The organism is Luteibacter sp., from assembly GCF_035539195.1.
GTDB lineage: Bacteria > Pseudomonadota > Gammaproteobacteria > Xanthomonadales > Rhodanobacteraceae > Luteibacter.
Genome location: NZ_DATLIW010000001.1, coordinates 1 through 17,167, shown reverse-complemented (window position 1 = coordinate 17,167; position 17,167 = coordinate 1). Strand labels below are relative to the sequence as shown.

At 65.4% G+C, this 17,167-nt stretch carries 12 protein-coding genes; 3 read left to right on the top strand and 9 right to left on the bottom strand.

Annotated elements, in window-relative coordinates; translation table 11 throughout:
• Positions 1 to 110: 110 nt before the first annotated feature.
• The 5 genes from pilQ to VM621_RS00040 are packed head-to-tail and all read right to left on the bottom strand — an operon-like array spanning position 111 to position 5,340.
• Positions 111 to 2,336, bottom strand: a complete 2,226-nt coding sequence (gene pilQ, locus VM621_RS00060) for a type IV pilus secretin PilQ (RefSeq protein ID WP_325466949.1) — start codon at positions 2,334 to 2,336, stop codon at positions 111 to 113.
• 19 nt (positions 2,337 to 2,355) lie between these two features.
• Entirely contained in the window at positions 2,356 to 2,886 is a 531-nt protein-coding gene (locus VM621_RS00055; RefSeq protein ID WP_325466948.1) for a pilus assembly protein PilP, read from the bottom strand.
• Positions 2,883 to 3,530, bottom strand: a complete 648-nt coding sequence (locus VM621_RS00050; protein WP_325466947.1) for a type 4a pilus biogenesis protein PilO — start codon at positions 3,528 to 3,530, stop codon at positions 2,883 to 2,885. The genes VM621_RS00055 and VM621_RS00050 overlap by 4 nt, the downstream gene beginning before the upstream one ends.
• The gene (locus tag VM621_RS00045) at positions 3,527 to 4,282 is read right to left on the bottom strand and encodes a PilN domain-containing protein (RefSeq protein WP_325466946.1); all 756 of its coding nucleotides are present in this window, start codon (positions 4,280 to 4,282) and stop codon (positions 3,527 to 3,529) included. The genes VM621_RS00050 and VM621_RS00045 overlap by 4 nt, the downstream gene beginning before the upstream one ends.
• Positions 4,282 to 5,340, bottom strand: a complete 1,059-nt coding sequence (locus VM621_RS00040; RefSeq protein WP_325466945.1) for a pilus assembly protein PilM — start codon at positions 5,338 to 5,340, stop codon at positions 4,282 to 4,284. The genes VM621_RS00045 and VM621_RS00040 overlap by 1 nt, the downstream gene beginning before the upstream one ends.
• 237 nt (positions 5,341 to 5,577) lie before the next feature.
• Here VM621_RS00040 and VM621_RS00035 point away from each other — a divergent pair, with 237 nt between their 5' ends.
• Together VM621_RS00035 and VM621_RS00030 are read left to right on the top strand one after the other, a co-directional pair.
• Complete coding sequence (locus VM621_RS00035; protein ID WP_325466944.1) at positions 5,578 to 8,154, top strand: penicillin-binding protein 1A; 2,577 nt, start codon at positions 5,578 to 5,580, stop codon at positions 8,152 to 8,154.
• Between the two features lie 31 nt (positions 8,155 to 8,185).
• Positions 8,186 to 8,851 (top strand): hypothetical protein, encoded by a 666-nt coding sequence (locus tag VM621_RS00030; protein ID WP_325466943.1) that lies wholly within the window; start codon positions 8,186 to 8,188, stop codon positions 8,849 to 8,851.
• Positions 8,852 to 9,058: 207 nt separating this feature from the next.
• Here VM621_RS00030 and VM621_RS00025 read toward each other — a convergent pair whose 3' ends face one another.
• The 4 genes from VM621_RS00025 to glnE form a co-directional block, all read right to left on the bottom strand.
• Entirely contained in the window at positions 9,059 to 10,354 is a 1,296-nt protein-coding gene (locus tag VM621_RS00025) for a citrate synthase (protein ID WP_325466942.1), read from the bottom strand.
• A 267-nt stretch (positions 10,355 to 10,621) separates the two neighbouring features.
• A complete protein-coding gene (locus VM621_RS00020) occupies positions 10,622 to 10,867 on the bottom strand; it encodes a type B 50S ribosomal protein L31 (RefSeq protein WP_046966218.1) in 246 nt (81 codons plus the stop codon).
• 107 nt (positions 10,868 to 10,974) lie between these two features.
• Positions 10,975 to 11,907: a nucleoside hydrolase gene (locus VM621_RS00015; RefSeq protein WP_325466941.1), complete on the bottom strand. Its 933-nt coding sequence runs from the start codon at positions 11,905 to 11,907 to the stop codon at positions 10,975 to 10,977.
• 50 nt (positions 11,908 to 11,957) lie between these two features.
• Positions 11,958 to 14,846 carry a bifunctional [glutamate--ammonia ligase]-adenylyl-L-tyrosine phosphorylase/[glutamate--ammonia-ligase] adenylyltransferase gene (gene glnE / locus VM621_RS00010; protein ID WP_325466940.1) on the bottom strand — a complete coding sequence of 963 codons (2,889 nt, stop codon included), beginning with the start codon at positions 14,844 to 14,846 and terminating at the stop codon, positions 11,958 to 11,960.
• A 137-nt stretch (positions 14,847 to 14,983) separates the two neighbouring features.
• Between glnE and VM621_RS00005 the strand changes: the two genes are divergently transcribed.
• Positions 14,984 to 16,876 carry an LTA synthase family protein gene (locus VM621_RS00005; protein WP_325466939.1) on the top strand — a complete coding sequence of 631 codons (1,893 nt, stop codon included), beginning with the start codon at positions 14,984 to 14,986 and terminating at the stop codon, positions 16,874 to 16,876.
• Positions 16,877 to 17,167 lie beyond the last annotated feature (291 nt).

Below are 17,167 nucleotides of genomic sequence, written 5' to 3'. Positions count from 1 at the left end.
GATTCTCATACGGGTAGAGGGACGATGAGACCACAGCCGACGGGAGAAGTTTAGGGCCCCAAAAAAAAGGCGGCCCGAAGGCCGCCCCTTATCACTCGTTGCAATCGAACTTAACGCAGGGAATCGGAGAGGATTCGCGGCGTCACGAAGATCAGCAGCTCGGCCTTGTTGTTATCGCGTGTGGTACGGCGGAAGAGCACACCGAGGCCGGGGATGTCACCCAGACCCGGCACCTTGCTCGTCGTATTGTTCTTGGTGATCTCGTAGATACCGCCCAGGACCACCGTCTGACCGTTGTCGACCAGCACCGAGGTGTTGATCTCGCGGGTATCGATCGAGGGTACGAAGCCACCGCCCGGCGATGGGGTCTGGCTGGCCAGCGCATCCTTCTTGACGTTGATCTTCAGGTACACGCGGCTGTCGGCCGTGATCGTCGGGGTGACGCGCAGTTCGAGCACCGCGTCCTTGAACTGGACGGTCGCGTTCTGTGCACCGCCGCCCGAGCTCGATGCCTGGTAGGTCACATAGCCGATCTGGGTACCCTGCTTGATCACCGCTTCCTGCTGGTTGGCGGTAATGACGCGGGGGCTGGAGATCACTTCGCTGCGACCTTCAGTCTGTGCAGCGGAGAGCTCGAGGTCGACCATGTAGTTGGCGCCGAGGATCGCCAGGCCGATGCTGCCCGACGGGTTCGAGACCGGCAGGTTGACGTTGTAACCGCCCGGGTAGGTGAGCGTGTTGTTCGTCTGCGCACCGTTGTTCAGGTTGGCGACGTTGGTCACAAGACCGGTGGTACCAAGCTGCGTGCCGGTGCCGCTGGTGAGATCCGGCGTGGTACCGATGACCTGCCCGCTCGGATTCGTGCGAAACGCCTCCGCCCCCCAACGAACGCCCAGCGCGCGGGTGAACTGGTCGGTGGCGACCACGATGCGCGACTCGATCAGCACCTGCTGTACCGGACGGTCGAGCGTGCCGATCAGCTCGCGCAGGTCACGGATCTTGTCCGGCGTATCGTTGATGAGCAGGGTGTTCGTGCGGTCGTCGAACGAGACGCTGCCGCGACCGGAAAGGAAGCCCTTCGAGGCGTTGCTCGACGAACCGCCGCCCGTGCTCTGCATGCTGCCCTGGGTCAGCAGCTTCGCGATGTCTTCCGCCTTGCCGTAGCTGATCGGGATGTAGTCGGAGATCAGCTCGGCCGAGTCCTCGGCCTTCTGGCGCGCATCGGCGAGGCTCTGCTCGTAGTTGGCAAGTTCGGTCTGCGGGGCGATCCAGATCACGTTGCCGCTGCGGCGCTTGTCCAGGCCCTTGGCACGCAGGATCACGTCGAGTGCCTGGTCCCATGGGGTGTTGACCAGGCGCAGGGTGACACTACCGCCCACGCTGTCGGAGGCGACCAGGTTGAGCTTGGCTTCGTCGGCGATCAGCTGCAGGGCCGAACGTACCGGGATGTCCTGGAAGTTGAAGGTCAGGCGCGAACCCGAATACGTCGGATCCTGCCCCTTGGCGGCCTTACCGGTCGGCGCGGTCACTTTCTTCGCCGCCACTTCGATCACGTACTCGGTGCCGCTCTGGTAAGCCGAGGTCTCGACCTCGCCCTTGGTGCGGATGTCGAGGCGCGCACCACCCGGCGAGGCCTTCGATTCGATCGACTGGACCGGTGTGGCGAAGTCGAGCACGTCCAGGCGCTGGGCGAGCTTGGCGGGGAGGCTGGAACCGGCCAGGCTGACGATGACGTGATCGCCCTCCCGATGCATTTCCGGCGTCGTCGCCGTGCTACCGAGCGTCACCAGGACGCGACCTTCACCGTTCGGACCGCGGCGGAAATCGATGTTCGACACCGGCGTGCCGGCACTCGAGGGGAGCGCCTTGGTCGGGTCGGAAACGACAGCCGTCGTCGTCGTCGCACCGGTCGGACCGTTATTCACGGTGACGATGAGGTTCTTGCCCTCGGTACGCGTGCGGTAGGCCGATTCGCGGAACAACTCGACCGTGACGCGAGTGCGCCCACCGGCGGCGATCACGGAAACACCGGCCGTGGAACCCTTGCCGATGTCGATGTGACGGCTGCTGAAGGCGTTGGTCGTATCCGGCAGGTCGATCGCGATGCGTGGCGGATTGTTGGTCGTGAAGACCTTCGGATCCGGCGCGGTGTCGGAGAACGCGAGGGTCAGTTCGATGCGGCCCCCGGGCTGTGCGTCGTAGCTGACATTCTGCAGGGCGTTTGCCGCCGATGCGCTGCCGGCGAACACGCCAGTGAAAGCGAGCGTGGCACCGAGCACCCAGCGGCGCGCGCGAATGCGCGCGCTACCCGGCAGATGATGGAAGTTGGTCGTCATGTGCGTCATCCCCGAGTTCTTATTTTTCGCCGACCGCGATGCTTGCCGGACGCTCCATCCACCCGCCCTGGCCATTTGGCACCAGTTCGACCAGATCGATCCGATCCTCCCCGACGGCCGTTACACGACCGTAGGCCTGCCCCATGTATTCATTGCGGTGGATGCGATGGATCACCCCACCCGGATCTTTTACGAGTGCCTCGAGCGAGGAACCAGCACCGACCGTGCCAACCATCTTCAGGGTATCGAGCGAGAACATCTCGAGCGGCTCCTTGGGACGGTTTTCATCCGGTCGCGGCCCCGAAGCCACGTTCGTGTCCATCTCGGCCGTACTCGGGCTGAAGGGGTCACGAGCGCCCTGGTCCTGGTAAGCGAACGTCTCGAACGTGCGGATCACCGGGAGGACCGGAATCGGCTCTCCCTTCTTGTGCTTTTCGGCGTCGACCCACTCGCGCAGGTCGGACGTGCCCTTGGTGCAGCCGGCAAGCGCGAGGGCGGCGAACAACAGACCGGCCGCGGGGCGCCGCTTGATGTACGTGGCGTTCATCATTTGGCCCCCTGTGCCGGCGCGGCCTGGGCCGCGGTCTCGTCGTCTTCCAGATAGCGGTAGGTCTTGACCGTTCCCTGCAGGACGAGCTGACCGGAGCTGACACCGTTCTTGTCGGCAACCTTCGGCGACAACGAAACGTCGTGCAGCGTCAGGATGACGACGCGAGGCAGCGATGCCACGCCGCTGATGAACGTACCGAACTGATGGTAGGTACCGACCATGCGCAGCGTGATCGGCTTCTCGGCGTAGAAGTCCTTCGGCGTTTCCGGACCCGGCTGGAACAGCTCGGTCTCGATACCGGCGGCGAGTGCCGTCTGCGAGATGTCGATGAGCAGCTCGGGCATTTCCGTGCGGCTGGGCAGCTGGCGCAGCAAGGTACGCAGCATGTCCTGCATTTCGGTCAGCTGCTGCTCGAGGGCTTCCAGATTTGCCGATTTGGCCTGCTTGGTCGAGAACTCGGTCTTGAGCGACAGCTCCTTGCTTTCGGCCGAGGCGAGGTCGTCCTGCTGCGAGCTGATCTCGAAATACCAGCCGGCGAGCACGACGACGACGAACAGCAGGCCGGTAAAGAACAGCTTGATCGCCTTCGGCCAGCCGCCGACGTTATGGCGATCGAGGTTGCGCAGATCGTCGAAGAACTTCATGGCTTGGCTCCTGCCGTGGTGGCGGAAGCCGGACGCGGCGCTGCCACCGGAGCGGCAGCCGGGGCCGCGGCGGCGGATGTCGACGTAGCGGCCGGCTTGCCGACCATGGCTTTCGCCGCATCGACCAACGGCGCCGGGACGGTCGCCGCGGCCGGGGCGGCCGGGCCAGCGGTGCTGGAGGATCCCGCCGGCGCCGCATCAGGCGTATCGCCCGGATGGTTCAGGCGCACATCGAGGCCGAAGACGTAAGGCATCCGCGAGGCGTCGTGCGTGTTTTCGGTCTTGCGCAGGTCGGCATGGCCCATCCAGGGCGACGCTTCGATGTTGCGCATGTACTCGGCCACGCTGGAGTTGGACTGCGCCACGCCGTCGAGGGACATGGAATCGCCCGACTGCTTCATGCCCGCCAGGCGCGCGCTCGAGGGTATGGTCTTCACCAGTTCGTCGAACAGGTGAACCATCTGCGATCGGTTGGCCTGCAGCTGTTCGATGATCTGCTTGCGCTGGAGCAGGCCGGCACGGACCTTCTCGAGATCCTTGATCTTGGCGATGCGGTCGTCGAGCTGCTTGATCTCGCCCTGCAAGTAGGTGTTGCGCTCGTTCTGGTTGTCGATGCGCGCATCCATCCAGAACGACCAGGCGATCAGGACCACGAGGGCGGCGCCGAAGGCCATGCCGAGCTGGATGTAGAACTCACGTTCGCGCAGCTTGCGTCGTTCGGCGCGCCAGGGAAGCAGGTTGATATGTGCCATCAGTCGAAGCTCCTCATGGCGAGGCCGACGGCAATCATCAGCGCGGGCGCATCCTGGGCCAGGGTCTGTGCCTGGACACGGCTGGAAAGCGCCATGCGGGCCAGTGGGTTGGCGACGACGCAGGGCACGCCGAGCTGCTGTTCGAGCAACTCCGTGATCCCTTCGATCGAGGCGCAGCCGCCGGCCAGGACGACCTGGTCGACCCGGCTGTACTCGCTGCCGGCGAAGAAGAACTGGAGCAGGCGGCTCACCTGCTGGACCAGCGACTCCTTGAACGGCTCGAGGGCCTCCATCTCGTAGGACTCGGGCAGGCCACCCTTGCGTTTGGCCCGACCCGCTTCCTCGTAGGACAGGCCATAGCGACGCATGATCTCATCGGTGAGCTGCTTGCCGCCGAAGACCTGCTCGCGGGAGTAGATCGTCCGCTGGTTCTTCAGCACGGCCAGGGTGGTCATGGTCGCGCCGATATCGACGACGGCGACCAGGGCGTCCCGCGATACCGCCAGCTGGTCGGCGACCATGGCGAACGCGTTCTCCATGGCGAACGCCTCGACATCGACCACCCGGGCAGTGAGCCCGCCCAGGTCGAGCGCCGCGATGCGCATGTCCACGTTCTCGGTCCGCGAGGCGGCCAGGAGGATGTTGTTCATCTCCGGGTTGTCCCGAACGGGGCCTATAACTTCGAAATCGAGGCTAACTTCCTCGATCGGGTAGGGAATGTACTGGTTTGCCTCGACCTGGATCTGACCTTCGAGGTCATCCTCGGAGAGGTCGGCCGACATGGGAATGATGCGGGTGATCACGGCGGAGCCGGCCACGGCAGCCGCGCCGTGTTTGAGCTTGGATCCGGATCGGAGCAGTGCCCGCCGGATAGCCTCGCCCACCGCTTCGACCTCAACGATGTTCTTCTCGACGACGGCATTCGGCGGCAGCGGCTCGACTGCATAGTGTTCGACGCGGTAGCGCCCACCTGCCTGACTGAGCTGCAGCAACTTTACTGCGGTCGAACTGATGTCGACGCCGATCAAAGGCGCCGCCTTGGGTGTAAAGAGCCCCACGTTGTCCCCCTTCCCCGCGCCTTTGTCGGAATTGGTCTTCGGCGCGAAGGCATTAGATCTAAAACTTAACAGATTGGCAACGGCCGAAATCGCCCCTTACCGGCACTAATTCACAAATCCTGTCACTGGGTTAGCGAAAACCCCTCACCGCTGGTCGAGCATCCGCCAGCCCTTTGCCTCCCCGGCTTAGCTCTATACTCCGCCACGACCCACACGGCGGTGACCCCTTCCCCCTCCATGCGAATCCTCAAGCGTCTGCTGCGCATCGCGCTGTACCTCGCCCTCGCCGGCATCCTTTTCGTCGCTGGCGCCATTGGCGTGGCGTACTGGCTGCTCGCGCCGCGCCTACCCTCGGTCGCGGTCCTGCGCGACTATCACATGCAAGTTCCGCTCCGGGTACTTAGCTCGGACGGCCGGCTGATCGCCTCTTTCGGCGAAACCCGACGCATACCCGTGCACATAGCCGACGTGCCGGCACGTTTGAAGAACGCTGTCTTATCGGCAGAAGATGCCGATTTCTATAGCCACCCCGGCATCGACTGGCACGGCATCGCCCGCGCCGGCATCCACGTCATCGTCTCCGGGGGAGACAAAGGCCCCGGCGGCTCGACGATCACCCAGCAGGTGGCGCGTAATTTCTTCCTCAGCCCCGAAAAGCTGTACTCGCGCAAACTGACGGAAGTATTCATCGCCCTGCGCATGGAAAACGAGCTAACCAAGGACCAGATCCTCGAGCTCTACATCAACAAGATGTTCCTGGGTCACCGCTCGTACGGCCTTGCGGCCGCGGCGTCCTACTACTACGGCAAGACCCTCGACCAGCTGACCGTGGCCGAGAGCGCCACCCTGGCGTCGACCTTCCAGCTGCCTTCGGTGGTCAACCCACTGAACAATCCCAAGCGGATGATCGCCCGCCGCGACTGGGTGCTGGGCCAGATGCTCTCCAACCGTTTCATTACCCAGGCGGAATACGACGAGGCCATCAAGGAGCCGAACGACGCCTTCCCGCATGAGCAGCAGATCGAGGTGGATGCGCCTTATCTCGCCGAGATGGTGCGCCAGCAGGTACTCGAGAAATTGGGCAACGATGCGCTCACCGAGGGTTACGTGGTCCACACCACGGTACCCAGCGACAGCCAGGCGGCGGCCAACGACGCCCTCCGCGGACGCTTGTCGGCCTACGACCGTCGCCACGGCTACCGTGGGCCCGAGGGCCACGAGGAGCTCCCGGCCCAGGCCGGTCCCGAGGACTATGACCGCGTTCTCGCCGGCTACACGAGCGTGGCGGGCATGATGCCGGCGATCGTCACCGAGACCGGGGCGAAGGAGGCGACGGTGTACCTGTCCGCGAAGGAGACGGCGACGTTGAGCCTGGCATCGATCGCCTGGGCCCGTCCCTACGTGAACGAAGCTCGCGCGGGCGCCGCGCCGACGCGCGTCGACGCGGTCCTGAAGCGCGGGGACGTGATTCGCCTCATCCGCAGCGAAAAGGACGATATCGACGAAGACGCCAAGGCGGCGGACACCGCGAAGGCCACCACCGAGGCGAAGCCCGACCCAGGCAAGGGTGCTTGGCACCTCACCCAGATTCCCGCGGTACAGGCAGCCCTGGTCTCGGTCGACCCCGAGGACGGCGCCGTGCGCGCGCTCGTGGGCGGTTTCAGCTTCCTTCGTTCCAAGTTCAATCGTGCCGTGATGGCCGCCCGCCAGCCCGGCTCGAGCTTCAAGCCATACCTTTATTCGGCGGCGTTCGAGCGCGGCTTCACGCCCGCCTCGATCGTCAACGACGCGCCTGTCGCCTTCCCCGACCCGTCGCGTCCCGACGGCATGTGGACGCCCGCGAACGACGACAACAAATTCGACGGCCCGATGCGTCTGCGCGAAGCCCTGGTCAAGTCGAAGAACCTCGTCTCGGTGCGCCTGCTCGATGCCATCGGCGTGCGCTACGCTCGTGAGTACATCACGCGCTTCGGTTTCACGCCGGATGCCCTGCCGCAGAACCTGTCGCTCGCCTTGGGCACGGCTTCGGTCTCGCCGATGAGCATGGCGCGCGGCTACGCCGTGTTCGCCAACGGCGGCTATCTCGTCACGCCCTACTTCATCTCGCGCATCGACGATCGCGATGGCAATCCGGTCTATGTCGCCAATCCGGAGCGCGCCTGCGCGGATTGCCAGGAGCGCCTGCTCAATCCGACCCCGGCCGGCCCGCCGACCCAACCATCGACCGCCCTGATTCCGGCCAAGCCCGCCGTCGCCAGCAGTTCGGGCGGCAACGGGACGGGCGACGCGGTGCTCCCCGCCGATGCCCACGCCGACCAGGCGAAGGTGCCGAAACTGGCCCCGCACGTCATCGATGTCCGCAACGACTACCTCGTGACCTCGCTGATGCAGGACGTGATCAAGCGCGGCACCGGTTCGGCCGCGCGCGCGCTCGGCCGCGACGACATCGCCGGAAAGACTGGCTCGACCAACGACCATCGCGACGCCTGGTTCGTTGGCTTCAACGGCGATGTGTCGACTGCCGTCTGGGTGGGCTTCGACGACTTCAGCTCCCTCGGTCGCGGCGAGTTCGGCGCCAAGGCCGCCTTGCCGATCTGGATGGATTACATGGGCACGGTCCTGAAGGACAAGCCGTCGCATACCCTGGCGATGCCTCCCGGTATCGCGAACGTGCAGATCGATCCAGGCTCCGGCCTGCCGTCGCCCGGCGGGATGAGTGAAATCATGAAGGTCGAGGACGTCGATCGTCTTCGCGAACAGGCAGCACAAAAGCAGCAGGAGGAACAGCAGGACCACGCCTACGACATCTTCTGACGTACACATACACACCACACGGGGGTGAGTCATGGCACGAGGCGAGCATCACAAGATTCATGCACAGGACCGGACGCAGCGTCACCGCGCCCTTGTCGCCCAGGAAGCGGCGCGCCTGATGAGTGAACACGGCATTCGCGACTTTCACCACGCGAAGGTAAAGGCGGCCGAGCGACTCGGCATCGCCGACGCGCAGGCCCTGCCCCGCAACAACGAGATCGAGGATGCACTGCGCGAACACCAGCGCATCTTCAAGGCGGATTCCCAGCCCCAGGCACTCCGCCTTCGCCGCGAAGCAGCGGTCGAAGCGCTGCGCTTCCTGCGTGGATTCGACGCGCGCCTGGTAGGCGCCGTACTCGAGGGCACGGCCGACGAGCATTCGGCCGTCTGCCTGCATGTCTTCAGCGACGATCCCGAAGCACCGGCACTGTTCCTGCAGGAGCAAGGCATTCCGCTGGAGACGCAGACGCGTCGTTTGCGCTGGTCGGGCAACGAGCAGACCGAGCATCCGGTCTTGCTGTTCGGCGCGGACGGCATTCCGTTCGACCTCACCGTGCTCCCGCTGGATGCGCTACGCCAGGCGCCGCTGGATCGCGTCGATGAACGGCCGATGCGCCGGGCGACGGCGTCGATGGTGCAGGCACTGCTCGCCGAAGAAGACATCGCTGCGTTCGATGCCTCTGCCCTTGCCCGCTAGCGTGACCTTTGTGGGAGCCGCTTCAGCGGCGATAGCCAGGCTTCCGCAACCTGGGTTTCGCCGCTGAAGCGGCTCCCACACAAAGCGGCTCCTACACACAGCCGCTTCGGCACACGGCCGCTTCGGCACAAGGCGGCTTCGGCACACAGCGGCTTCGGCACAACGTCTTGCCCATAAAAAAACCCCGCTTTCGCGGGGTTTTTCTTCTTAGCGCTTGTCGCTCGGGGTGTAGTCGCGAACGTCGGCGCCGGTGTAGATCTGGCGGGGACGACCGATGCGGGCTCCCGGGGTTTCGTGCTGCTCGATCCAGTGCGAGATCCAGCCGGAGGTGCGCGCGATGGCGAACATCACGGTGAACATTTCGGTCGGAATGCCCAGGGCCTTGTAGATGATGCCCGAGTAGAAGTCGACGTTCGGGTAGAGCTTACGCTCGACGAAGTAGTCGTCCTTCAGGGCAGCCTCTTCCAGCTTCATGGCGACGTCGAGCAGCGGGTCGTTGACGCCGAGCTCCTCGAGCACCTTGTGGCACATCTCGCGGATGATCTTGGCGCGCGGATCGAAGTTCTTGTAGACGCGGTGACCGAAGCCCATCAGTCGGAAGGAGTCGTTCTTGTCCTTCGCGCGCTTGACGGCGGTCTCGACCTTGTCGGCCGTACCGATCTCTTCGAGCTGCTTGAGCACGGCCTCGTTCGCACCACCGTGGGCCGGGCCCCAGAGCGCGGTGATGCCGGCGGCGATCGACGCGTACGGGTTCGCACCGGTCGAACCGACCAGGCGTACCGTGGAGGTCGACGCATTCTGCTCGTGGTCGGCATGCAGGATGAAGAGCAGGTCGAGCGCCTTGGCGACGACCGGATTCAGTTCCAGCGGCTCGCTCGGCACTTCGAACATCATGTGCAGGAAGCGCGTGACGTACTCGAGGTTGTTGCGCGGATAACGCGTCGGCCAGCCGATCGAGTGACGGTAGATGGCGGCGGAGATCGTCGGCATCTTCGCGATGAGGCGGATGGCGGCGAGCTTGCGGTCTTCCGGATTATCGACGTCGAGCTTGTCGTGATAAAAGGCCGACAGCGAAGCGATCGAGCCGGCCAGCATGGCCATCGGATGCGCGTCGTGATTGAAGCCACGCAGGAAGAACTTGAGGTTCTCGTGCATCATCGAGTGATGCGTGATGTCGTGCTCGAACTTGGCGAATTCGGTCTTGTTCGGCAGTTCGCCGTTGAGCAGCAGGTACGACGTCTCGAGGAAGGTGGACTTCTCGGCGAGCTGCTCGATCGGGTATCCGCGGTACAGCAGGACGCCCTTGTCGCCATCGATATAGGTGATGGCGCTCTTGGTGCTGGCGGTGCTGCCGTAACCCGGATCGTAAGTGAAGTAACCGGTGTCCTTGTACAGCGTGCCGATGTCGACGCACTCGGCGCCGAGCGTGCCGCCGATAACCGGCAGTTCGCTTACGGGCTTGTTGGATTCATCGACCAATTTGACGGTTTTGGCGTCGGACACGGCGAGCTCCTCTTTCTCTCTGTTCCCGCTCCGCCAGGGGGTGGCGAAGCGTAGCGATGTTGGGAAAACGACCCCGGGGGAGAGGTGTCGTACCGGCCGCCGCGTGCGGCCGAAGTCCCCCATTATCGCACAGAGCCTATTCAAACGTCCGTTGGCTTGAGCCGGATTCGCGCACGCAAAAAGACACGGGGCAAGCCGTGGGCTCGCCCCGTGTCTGTCTATCCTCGCGAAACGCCACCCCGCAGGCGGCGCGCGGATGGAACCGGCTTACTTCTGGCCGTAGCGCTGACGGAACTTGTCGACGCGGCCGCCGACGTCCAGCGTCTTCTGCTTACCGGTGTAGAACGGGTGCGAGTGGCTCGAGATATCGAGCTTGATCACCGGGTATTCGTTACCGTCTTCCCACTTGACCGTTTCCTTGCTGGACATGGTCGACCGCGTGAGGAACGCGAAATCGGACGACAGGTCCTGGAAAACGACGGACTGGTACTTCGGATGGATGTTCTCTTTCATGGTCGTGACTCTGAGAATTAGCGGGGTGAAAAGAGCGGCATTGTAACCAGCGGGGTCGCCGACATCAAGTCAGGCCCTCTCGACCACCCAGGCCATCCTGGCTGGAATCAACGGGCGCCCAGGGCAGCGGCGATCAGCTCGGCGAACCGGCCCTGGTCCACTTCCAGCACGATCCGGGCGTTCGGCTTGCCGCCCAGGCGGTTGTGCCAGTCGACCACGGTGGCTCCACGGGTCAGCCGGCCGTCCAGCTCGATGGCGACGTGCCGGGTCTCGGCCCGGGTCACCATGCCCGGATCCAGCGCCACCGCCATGGCGAGCGCATCGGCGGCGATGAACCCCGTGCGCTCGTGCTCGGCATTGAACCGGCGCGCCGTCGCGAAAATTTTCTCGAAGAAGGAAGCCCGGGCGTCGCCGCCGGCCACCCAGCCCTCGTAGGTGGCGTCCGGAAAGGCATGCCGCACCGTCGCTTCCCAGTCGACCAGGTCGAACATCTCGAAGGCCTGGAAAACCACGTGCGCTGCCTCGGGGTCGAAACCGATGTTGAACTCGGCCGGGATCTTCCCGGTGTTGCCGTGCCCGGTCACTGCGCCACCCATGACGACGAGGCGCTTGACCCGCTCGGGCAGCGAAGGGTCGAGCCGAACCGCCAGGGCGAGATTGGTCAACGGGCCCAGGGCGACGAGGGTCAGCTCGCCGGGGCGCTCGCGGGTCAGCCGGATGAGGGCCAGCGCCGCATGCTCGGCCTCGACCGGATGCTTCGGTTCGGCAAAGCCGACGTCGCCGAAGCCATCGGCGCCATGGACGAACGCCGCATCCTCGTCCGGCGCCCTCACCAGCGGCGATGGGCAACCGCCGAATACCGGGGTGGCCGCACCGATCAGCTCGACCAGCGTGCGCGCGTTGCGAACCGTATGCCCCAGGCCGACGTTACCGGCCGCCACCGTGAGCGCGGTGACGTCGCCGTGCTCGTGGGCCATCAGGATGGCGAGGGCATCGTCCACGCCAGGGTCGGTATCGATCAACAACGAGGGTCGGGTCATCGCAGGTCAGGTCCGTGAACGGCCGGACAGCATAGCGCCGGCCGGCCGGTTCAGACAGCCTGTGCCGTCGCGCCGTCGACGCCTTCGAGCTCGAATCCGAGGTCTCGCGCCACCTGGATCACGCCCGCGCAGGCGGCGTCGAGCGCCGGGCTGCGCTGGGCGATGCGCGAACGCAGATCGAGGGTGCAGGCCAGGCCCATCTGGAGCAGATCCGCGTGGGCCACATGGAGCGTATCGGCCTGGGCCTGGGTAAGCAGGCCCACCGCACGCACCGCATCGATCAGCGTACTGCTCGCCGTCGTGTCGAGGATCGCCGGGAACTGCGCCGCGTGCGCGAGGACCAGCCCCTGCAGCACGAATTCGATATCGATGAGTGCGCCGATGCCCTGCTTGAGGTCGATGCGTAAGGCGTCCGAGCGATCGCGCTCGGCGCGCCAGCGGCGACGCATCGCGCTGACCTCGGCGACCACGCGCGCGGCGTCGCGCGGCGCCGACAGGATATCGCGTCGGATATCGGCGAGGACGCCGCCCAGCCGCACATCGCCGGCGACCGGCCGCGCCCGCAGCAGCGCCTGATGCTCCCACGTCCAGGCGCGGTCGCGCTGGTAAGCCTCGAAGGCGTCCGCGCTGGCGACCAGCAAGCCTTTCGAGCCATCGGGCCGCAAGCGGGTATCGACGTCGTACAACTTGCCGGCATGCGTCTGCGCACTGAGCCAGTGCATCACACGCTGGGCGAGGCGCTGGTACCAGCGCGTACCATCGACCGGTCGCGCACCGTCGCTCATCGCATTGGCGAGCTTGCCGTCGTAGACGAAAACGAGGTCGAGGTCCGAGGCGAAGCCGAGCTCTTCGCCGCCAAGGCTGCCGTAGCCCAGCACGGTGAATCCACCGCCATCGCCCGGCAAGCGCCCGTGCTGCGCGGTGAGTTCGCGCGTCGCCAGCGCCAGCACGGCGGCGACCACGGCCTCGGCAAGGCCGGCGAGTCGCCGCGCGGTAGCGGGTGCGTCGGCGCGACCGTCGTTGAACGCCAGGCCAAGCCGGAACGCGATGCTCGAACGAAACTCGTTGAGGCGCTCGAGCTCGCGCTCGGCATCGCGCTCATCCAACGTGCCCAGCGTGCGTGCGATCTCGGCCGAGATATCGGCACGCTTCAAGGGCAACTGGTCGATGCGTGGATCGAGCACGTCGTCCAGCAACAGCGGCTGCGCGATCACGCGCTCGGCAAGGAAGGCGCTATCGGAGAAAACGCCGGCGACACGGCGCCGCGCATTGGGCTGCTCGTCGAGCAGCGCGAGATACGACGATCGCCGCGCCACCGCCTGCACCAGGCGCACCATGCGGAGCAGGCTGGCGGAGGGCGACGTGCTCGCGCGGGCGGCGCCGATGAGTTGGGGCATCAGGCGCTCGAGGCGTTCGCTGGAACGCGCGGACATCGAACGCACCGCGGCGGCTTGCGGAAGTTTCGTCAGCTGCTCGAGGGCGTCCGCGCCGCCGGCGAAACCCGAAGCTTCCAGTGTGGCCGCACTCAATGAACCGTCGCGCGCAGCCGTCCACAACGCCATATCGGCGACCGGCGCCGTGGCGGTCTGCCCGGCTTCGGGTACGAGCACGGCGGCAAATTCGGCGGACACCGCCGCGCGATGGGTAGCGAGTTCCACCGCCAACGCGTCCCAGGAGGGATAGTCCAGGCCGAGCGCCAGCCTTTCGCGGGAGAGTTCGTCGTCGGGGATATCGTGCGTCTGTGCATCGCGCAGCATCTGCACGCGATTCTCCAGACGGCGCAGGAACAGGTACGCCGTGCGCAGAAGCTTTGCGCGCGCGGCCGGAATGTAGCCGCGTGCCTCGCAAGCGCGCAACGCCGGCAGCAGACCGCGTACGCGCAGGGCGGGATCGCGGCCACCGCGGATCATCTGGGTCAACTGGACGACGAATTCGATTTCGCGAATGCCGCCGGGGCCAAGCTTGAGATTGCCGGCGAGATCCTTGCGCGCGACCTCGGCGTCGATGAGCGACTTCATCTCGCGCAGACCGGCAAAGGCGGTGTAGTCGAGGTAGCGCCGGTAGACGAACGGACGAAGCATGTCCTGGAGCTCGCGGCCGGCGGTGCGATCGCCGGCGACCGGGCGCGCCTTGATCCATGCGTAGCGCTCCCAGTCGCGACCTTCGCGCTGGTAGTACTGTTCCATCGCCGCGAATGGCAGGGCGAGGCGTCCGGCGTTGCCGAACGGACGCAGCCGCAGATCGACGCGCGCGCAGATGCCGTCGACGGTCGGCTCGGCGAGAAGTCGCACCAACTGACGCGCCTCGCGAATGAAGTACTCGCCGTTGTCGAGGGAGCGGGTGCCGTCGGTGTCGCCAGCGGATGCATAGGCGAGGATCAGATCGATATCCGACGAAAAATTCAGTTCGTTCCCGCCCAGCTTTCCGAAACCGATCACCACCATGCGCTGCTCGACGCCGGCGCCGTCGCGCGGACGGCCGAAGCGGGCGTGCAACGAATTCTCGGACCAGCGCAGTGCGGCACTCAGGAGGGTTTCATAGAGTGCGCTCGTCGAGGCCAACGTTTCGTCGATATCGTCCAGCCCGTTGACGTCGCGAAACACCAGACGCACGGCCTCGGCGTGACGAAACCGCCGCAGGATGGCCATGCAGCGCTCCTCGTCCGCCGGCAGGTCGAGCAGGCCGCCGCGTGTCGCCGCATCGGCCGTTGCACGCAGACGTTCCAGCCCGGCGGGTGCGAGCAACTCCGGTTGTCGGCGAAACACGTCGAAGGCGAAGTCGGACGCGAGCAAGGTGCGCCGGATGCGCTCGGCCACTCCGGCGTCGTCGTGAACAGGGATGCGAGCCGCCCGGCATGCCGCCATCACGTCGGCATAACGATGGTCGATGAGTGCGCGTAGTTCGGGGCTTTCGCGCGGAGCCGGCGTGGAGGCATTCATGAGGTGGCCATTGTGCCTGAAGCGGCAACTTGCGAAGAATCGTAGAAAAGTCCATTACTTCCGCTGACAACCGATTCATGTCGGTTCCGTTACAGTCCTTACCCCCCATCGGGATCTGGACGCGGACGTCGGCTCATATGACCAGCGAATCGAAAACCTGGCGCCACCGCGCGGGACGCATCGCGCTCCCGGTCGTGACGGCACTGATGTTCATCCTCTTCACCGGTTTCATCGACGGCAACCCCGGCGTGGGCACGGACCAGTGGATGACACGTCCGGGCCACCTGATCGCCAATGCCATGCCCGGCCTGATGCTGGCCAGTCTCCTGCTCACGCTCACCCGCCGCACCTGGTTGTCGTTCGGCATCGCCTTTCTTGCCCAGGGCGTCGTGTTCGCGATCAGCGCGATCAAGGTGAAGAACCTCGGTACGCCGCTACTGCCGGCCGACTTCGGCCTGATCGGCCAGCTGAGCAACGGCGGTCTCTCGTTGCTGTCGGGCTATCTGCCGCGACAGGCCGGTCCCTACCTGGCCATCGGCGCCCTGATTGCCATGGTCGTACTCCTCGTACGTTTCGAGCCACCGGTTTTCGCGCGCCATACCTATGGACGCCGGATCGTCGCGACCTTCGCCCTCGGCGCCCTCTTCGTCACCTTGTTCGCGGGTACGCCGGGCTGGGCGAAAATCTACAACGGCCAGCGCCTTGGCATGATGCCTTGGTCGCCTTCGGAGAACGCCGGATACAACGGCGTCGTATCCAACCTGATGCAGTTCCACCTGCAGGCATCGCGCAACAAACCCAAGGACGATCCCAAGGCCGCGCTCCAGCTCATCGGCGACAACGACGCCGCGTTGCGCGAGCACATGGCGCGGGCGGCTGAGCATACGCGGCAGCGGCCGGATATCGTGATCATCCAGAGTGAATCGTTCTTCGACCCATCCGCGGTGAACGGCTACGACGAGGACCTCGCGCCCAACCTGCACCGCCTCACGCAAGAAGGCAGCGGCGGCGGCCTGCATGTGCCTACCTTCGGCGGCGGCACCATTCGCACCGAGTTCGAAGTGCTCACCGGCCTCTCGCTGCGTTACTTCGGCAACATGCGCTATCCCTACCTGGACCTGCACAACCAGGTGGTACCCAGCATGGTTCGCGCACTGCGCTCGCACGGGTACGAAACCGTCGCCCTGCATGGCCACAATCCGAACTTCTGGAACCGTCCGGCCGCCTTCAAGGCCATCGGCTTCGATCGCTTCGTCTCGCGCACGGGCTTCCCTGCGGATGCGAAGAACGACGGCACCTACATGGCCGACAGCGCGATGACGGACGAGATCATGGCGCAGTTGCCGGATGCCGGGCCGTCCCGCCTCGTGTTCGCGATCAGTATCGAAGCGCATGGGCCCTACGATGGCTCCGACAACACGAATGTCGCCGAACGCGATGCCATACCCGTCCCCGCCGGCGTGGAGGGCAAGGACAAGCTCGAATGGCAGAACTACGTCTATCACATGCATCACGCGGACGCCGAGCTCGGACGCCTTGCCGACCTGCTGGCCAAGCGCGAGCGCCCGACCATCCTCCTGTTCTACGGCGACCACCTTCCGGCACTGACCAACACGTACAACCACGCGGGTTTTCGCGACGGCCAGTCCTTCGATACACAGATGGTTCCCTGGGTACTGATCGACGCCCATGGCGACGGCCCGCCGCCGGTGCATGGCGATATGGCCTCATGGATGCTTCCAGGCCTCGTGCTCGAACGCGCCGGCATTCACGACGATGCGTATTTCGCCCTCACCCAGGTGCTCGGCAGCCAGCTCGCTTCACTCACCCGCTCCCCGGACGCCAACGCCGCCCCTGAAGACGCGGGCACGAAGCAGACCGACGCCGCCATGGGCAACGTCGCCCTGCTCCGCCTGACGAACAAGCTCGATCCCCTTCTCGCACGTTATGCGTTGCCCGACGCCGGCATCGACGTGGCGCGACAGCCTGGCGGCGCGGAACGCAACGCGGAGTCTGGCGCCGGTCAGTAGGAAAAACGCACTCCGGCGCAAAATATAAGGGGCTTCGCGGATTACCGGGGGCGGGCGTTCGGCATGCCGGGCCTTCGTTCGCACCTTGCGCCTCGCTCGCCTTCGGCTTCGCGGGCTCGGCTGCGCCATCGCTTTGTACACTTGGGCGTTTCGCGGGGAGACCTTGGCGCCCACCCTCGCTGCTCAGACAGGTCCTCCGCGTTCGGTGCGGAAGGCCGCTGCGCGGCCCATGGTTCTATATGGCCTACGGCCGCTCACTTGTGCGGAACTCGCCTCGAGGGTGGACGCCAA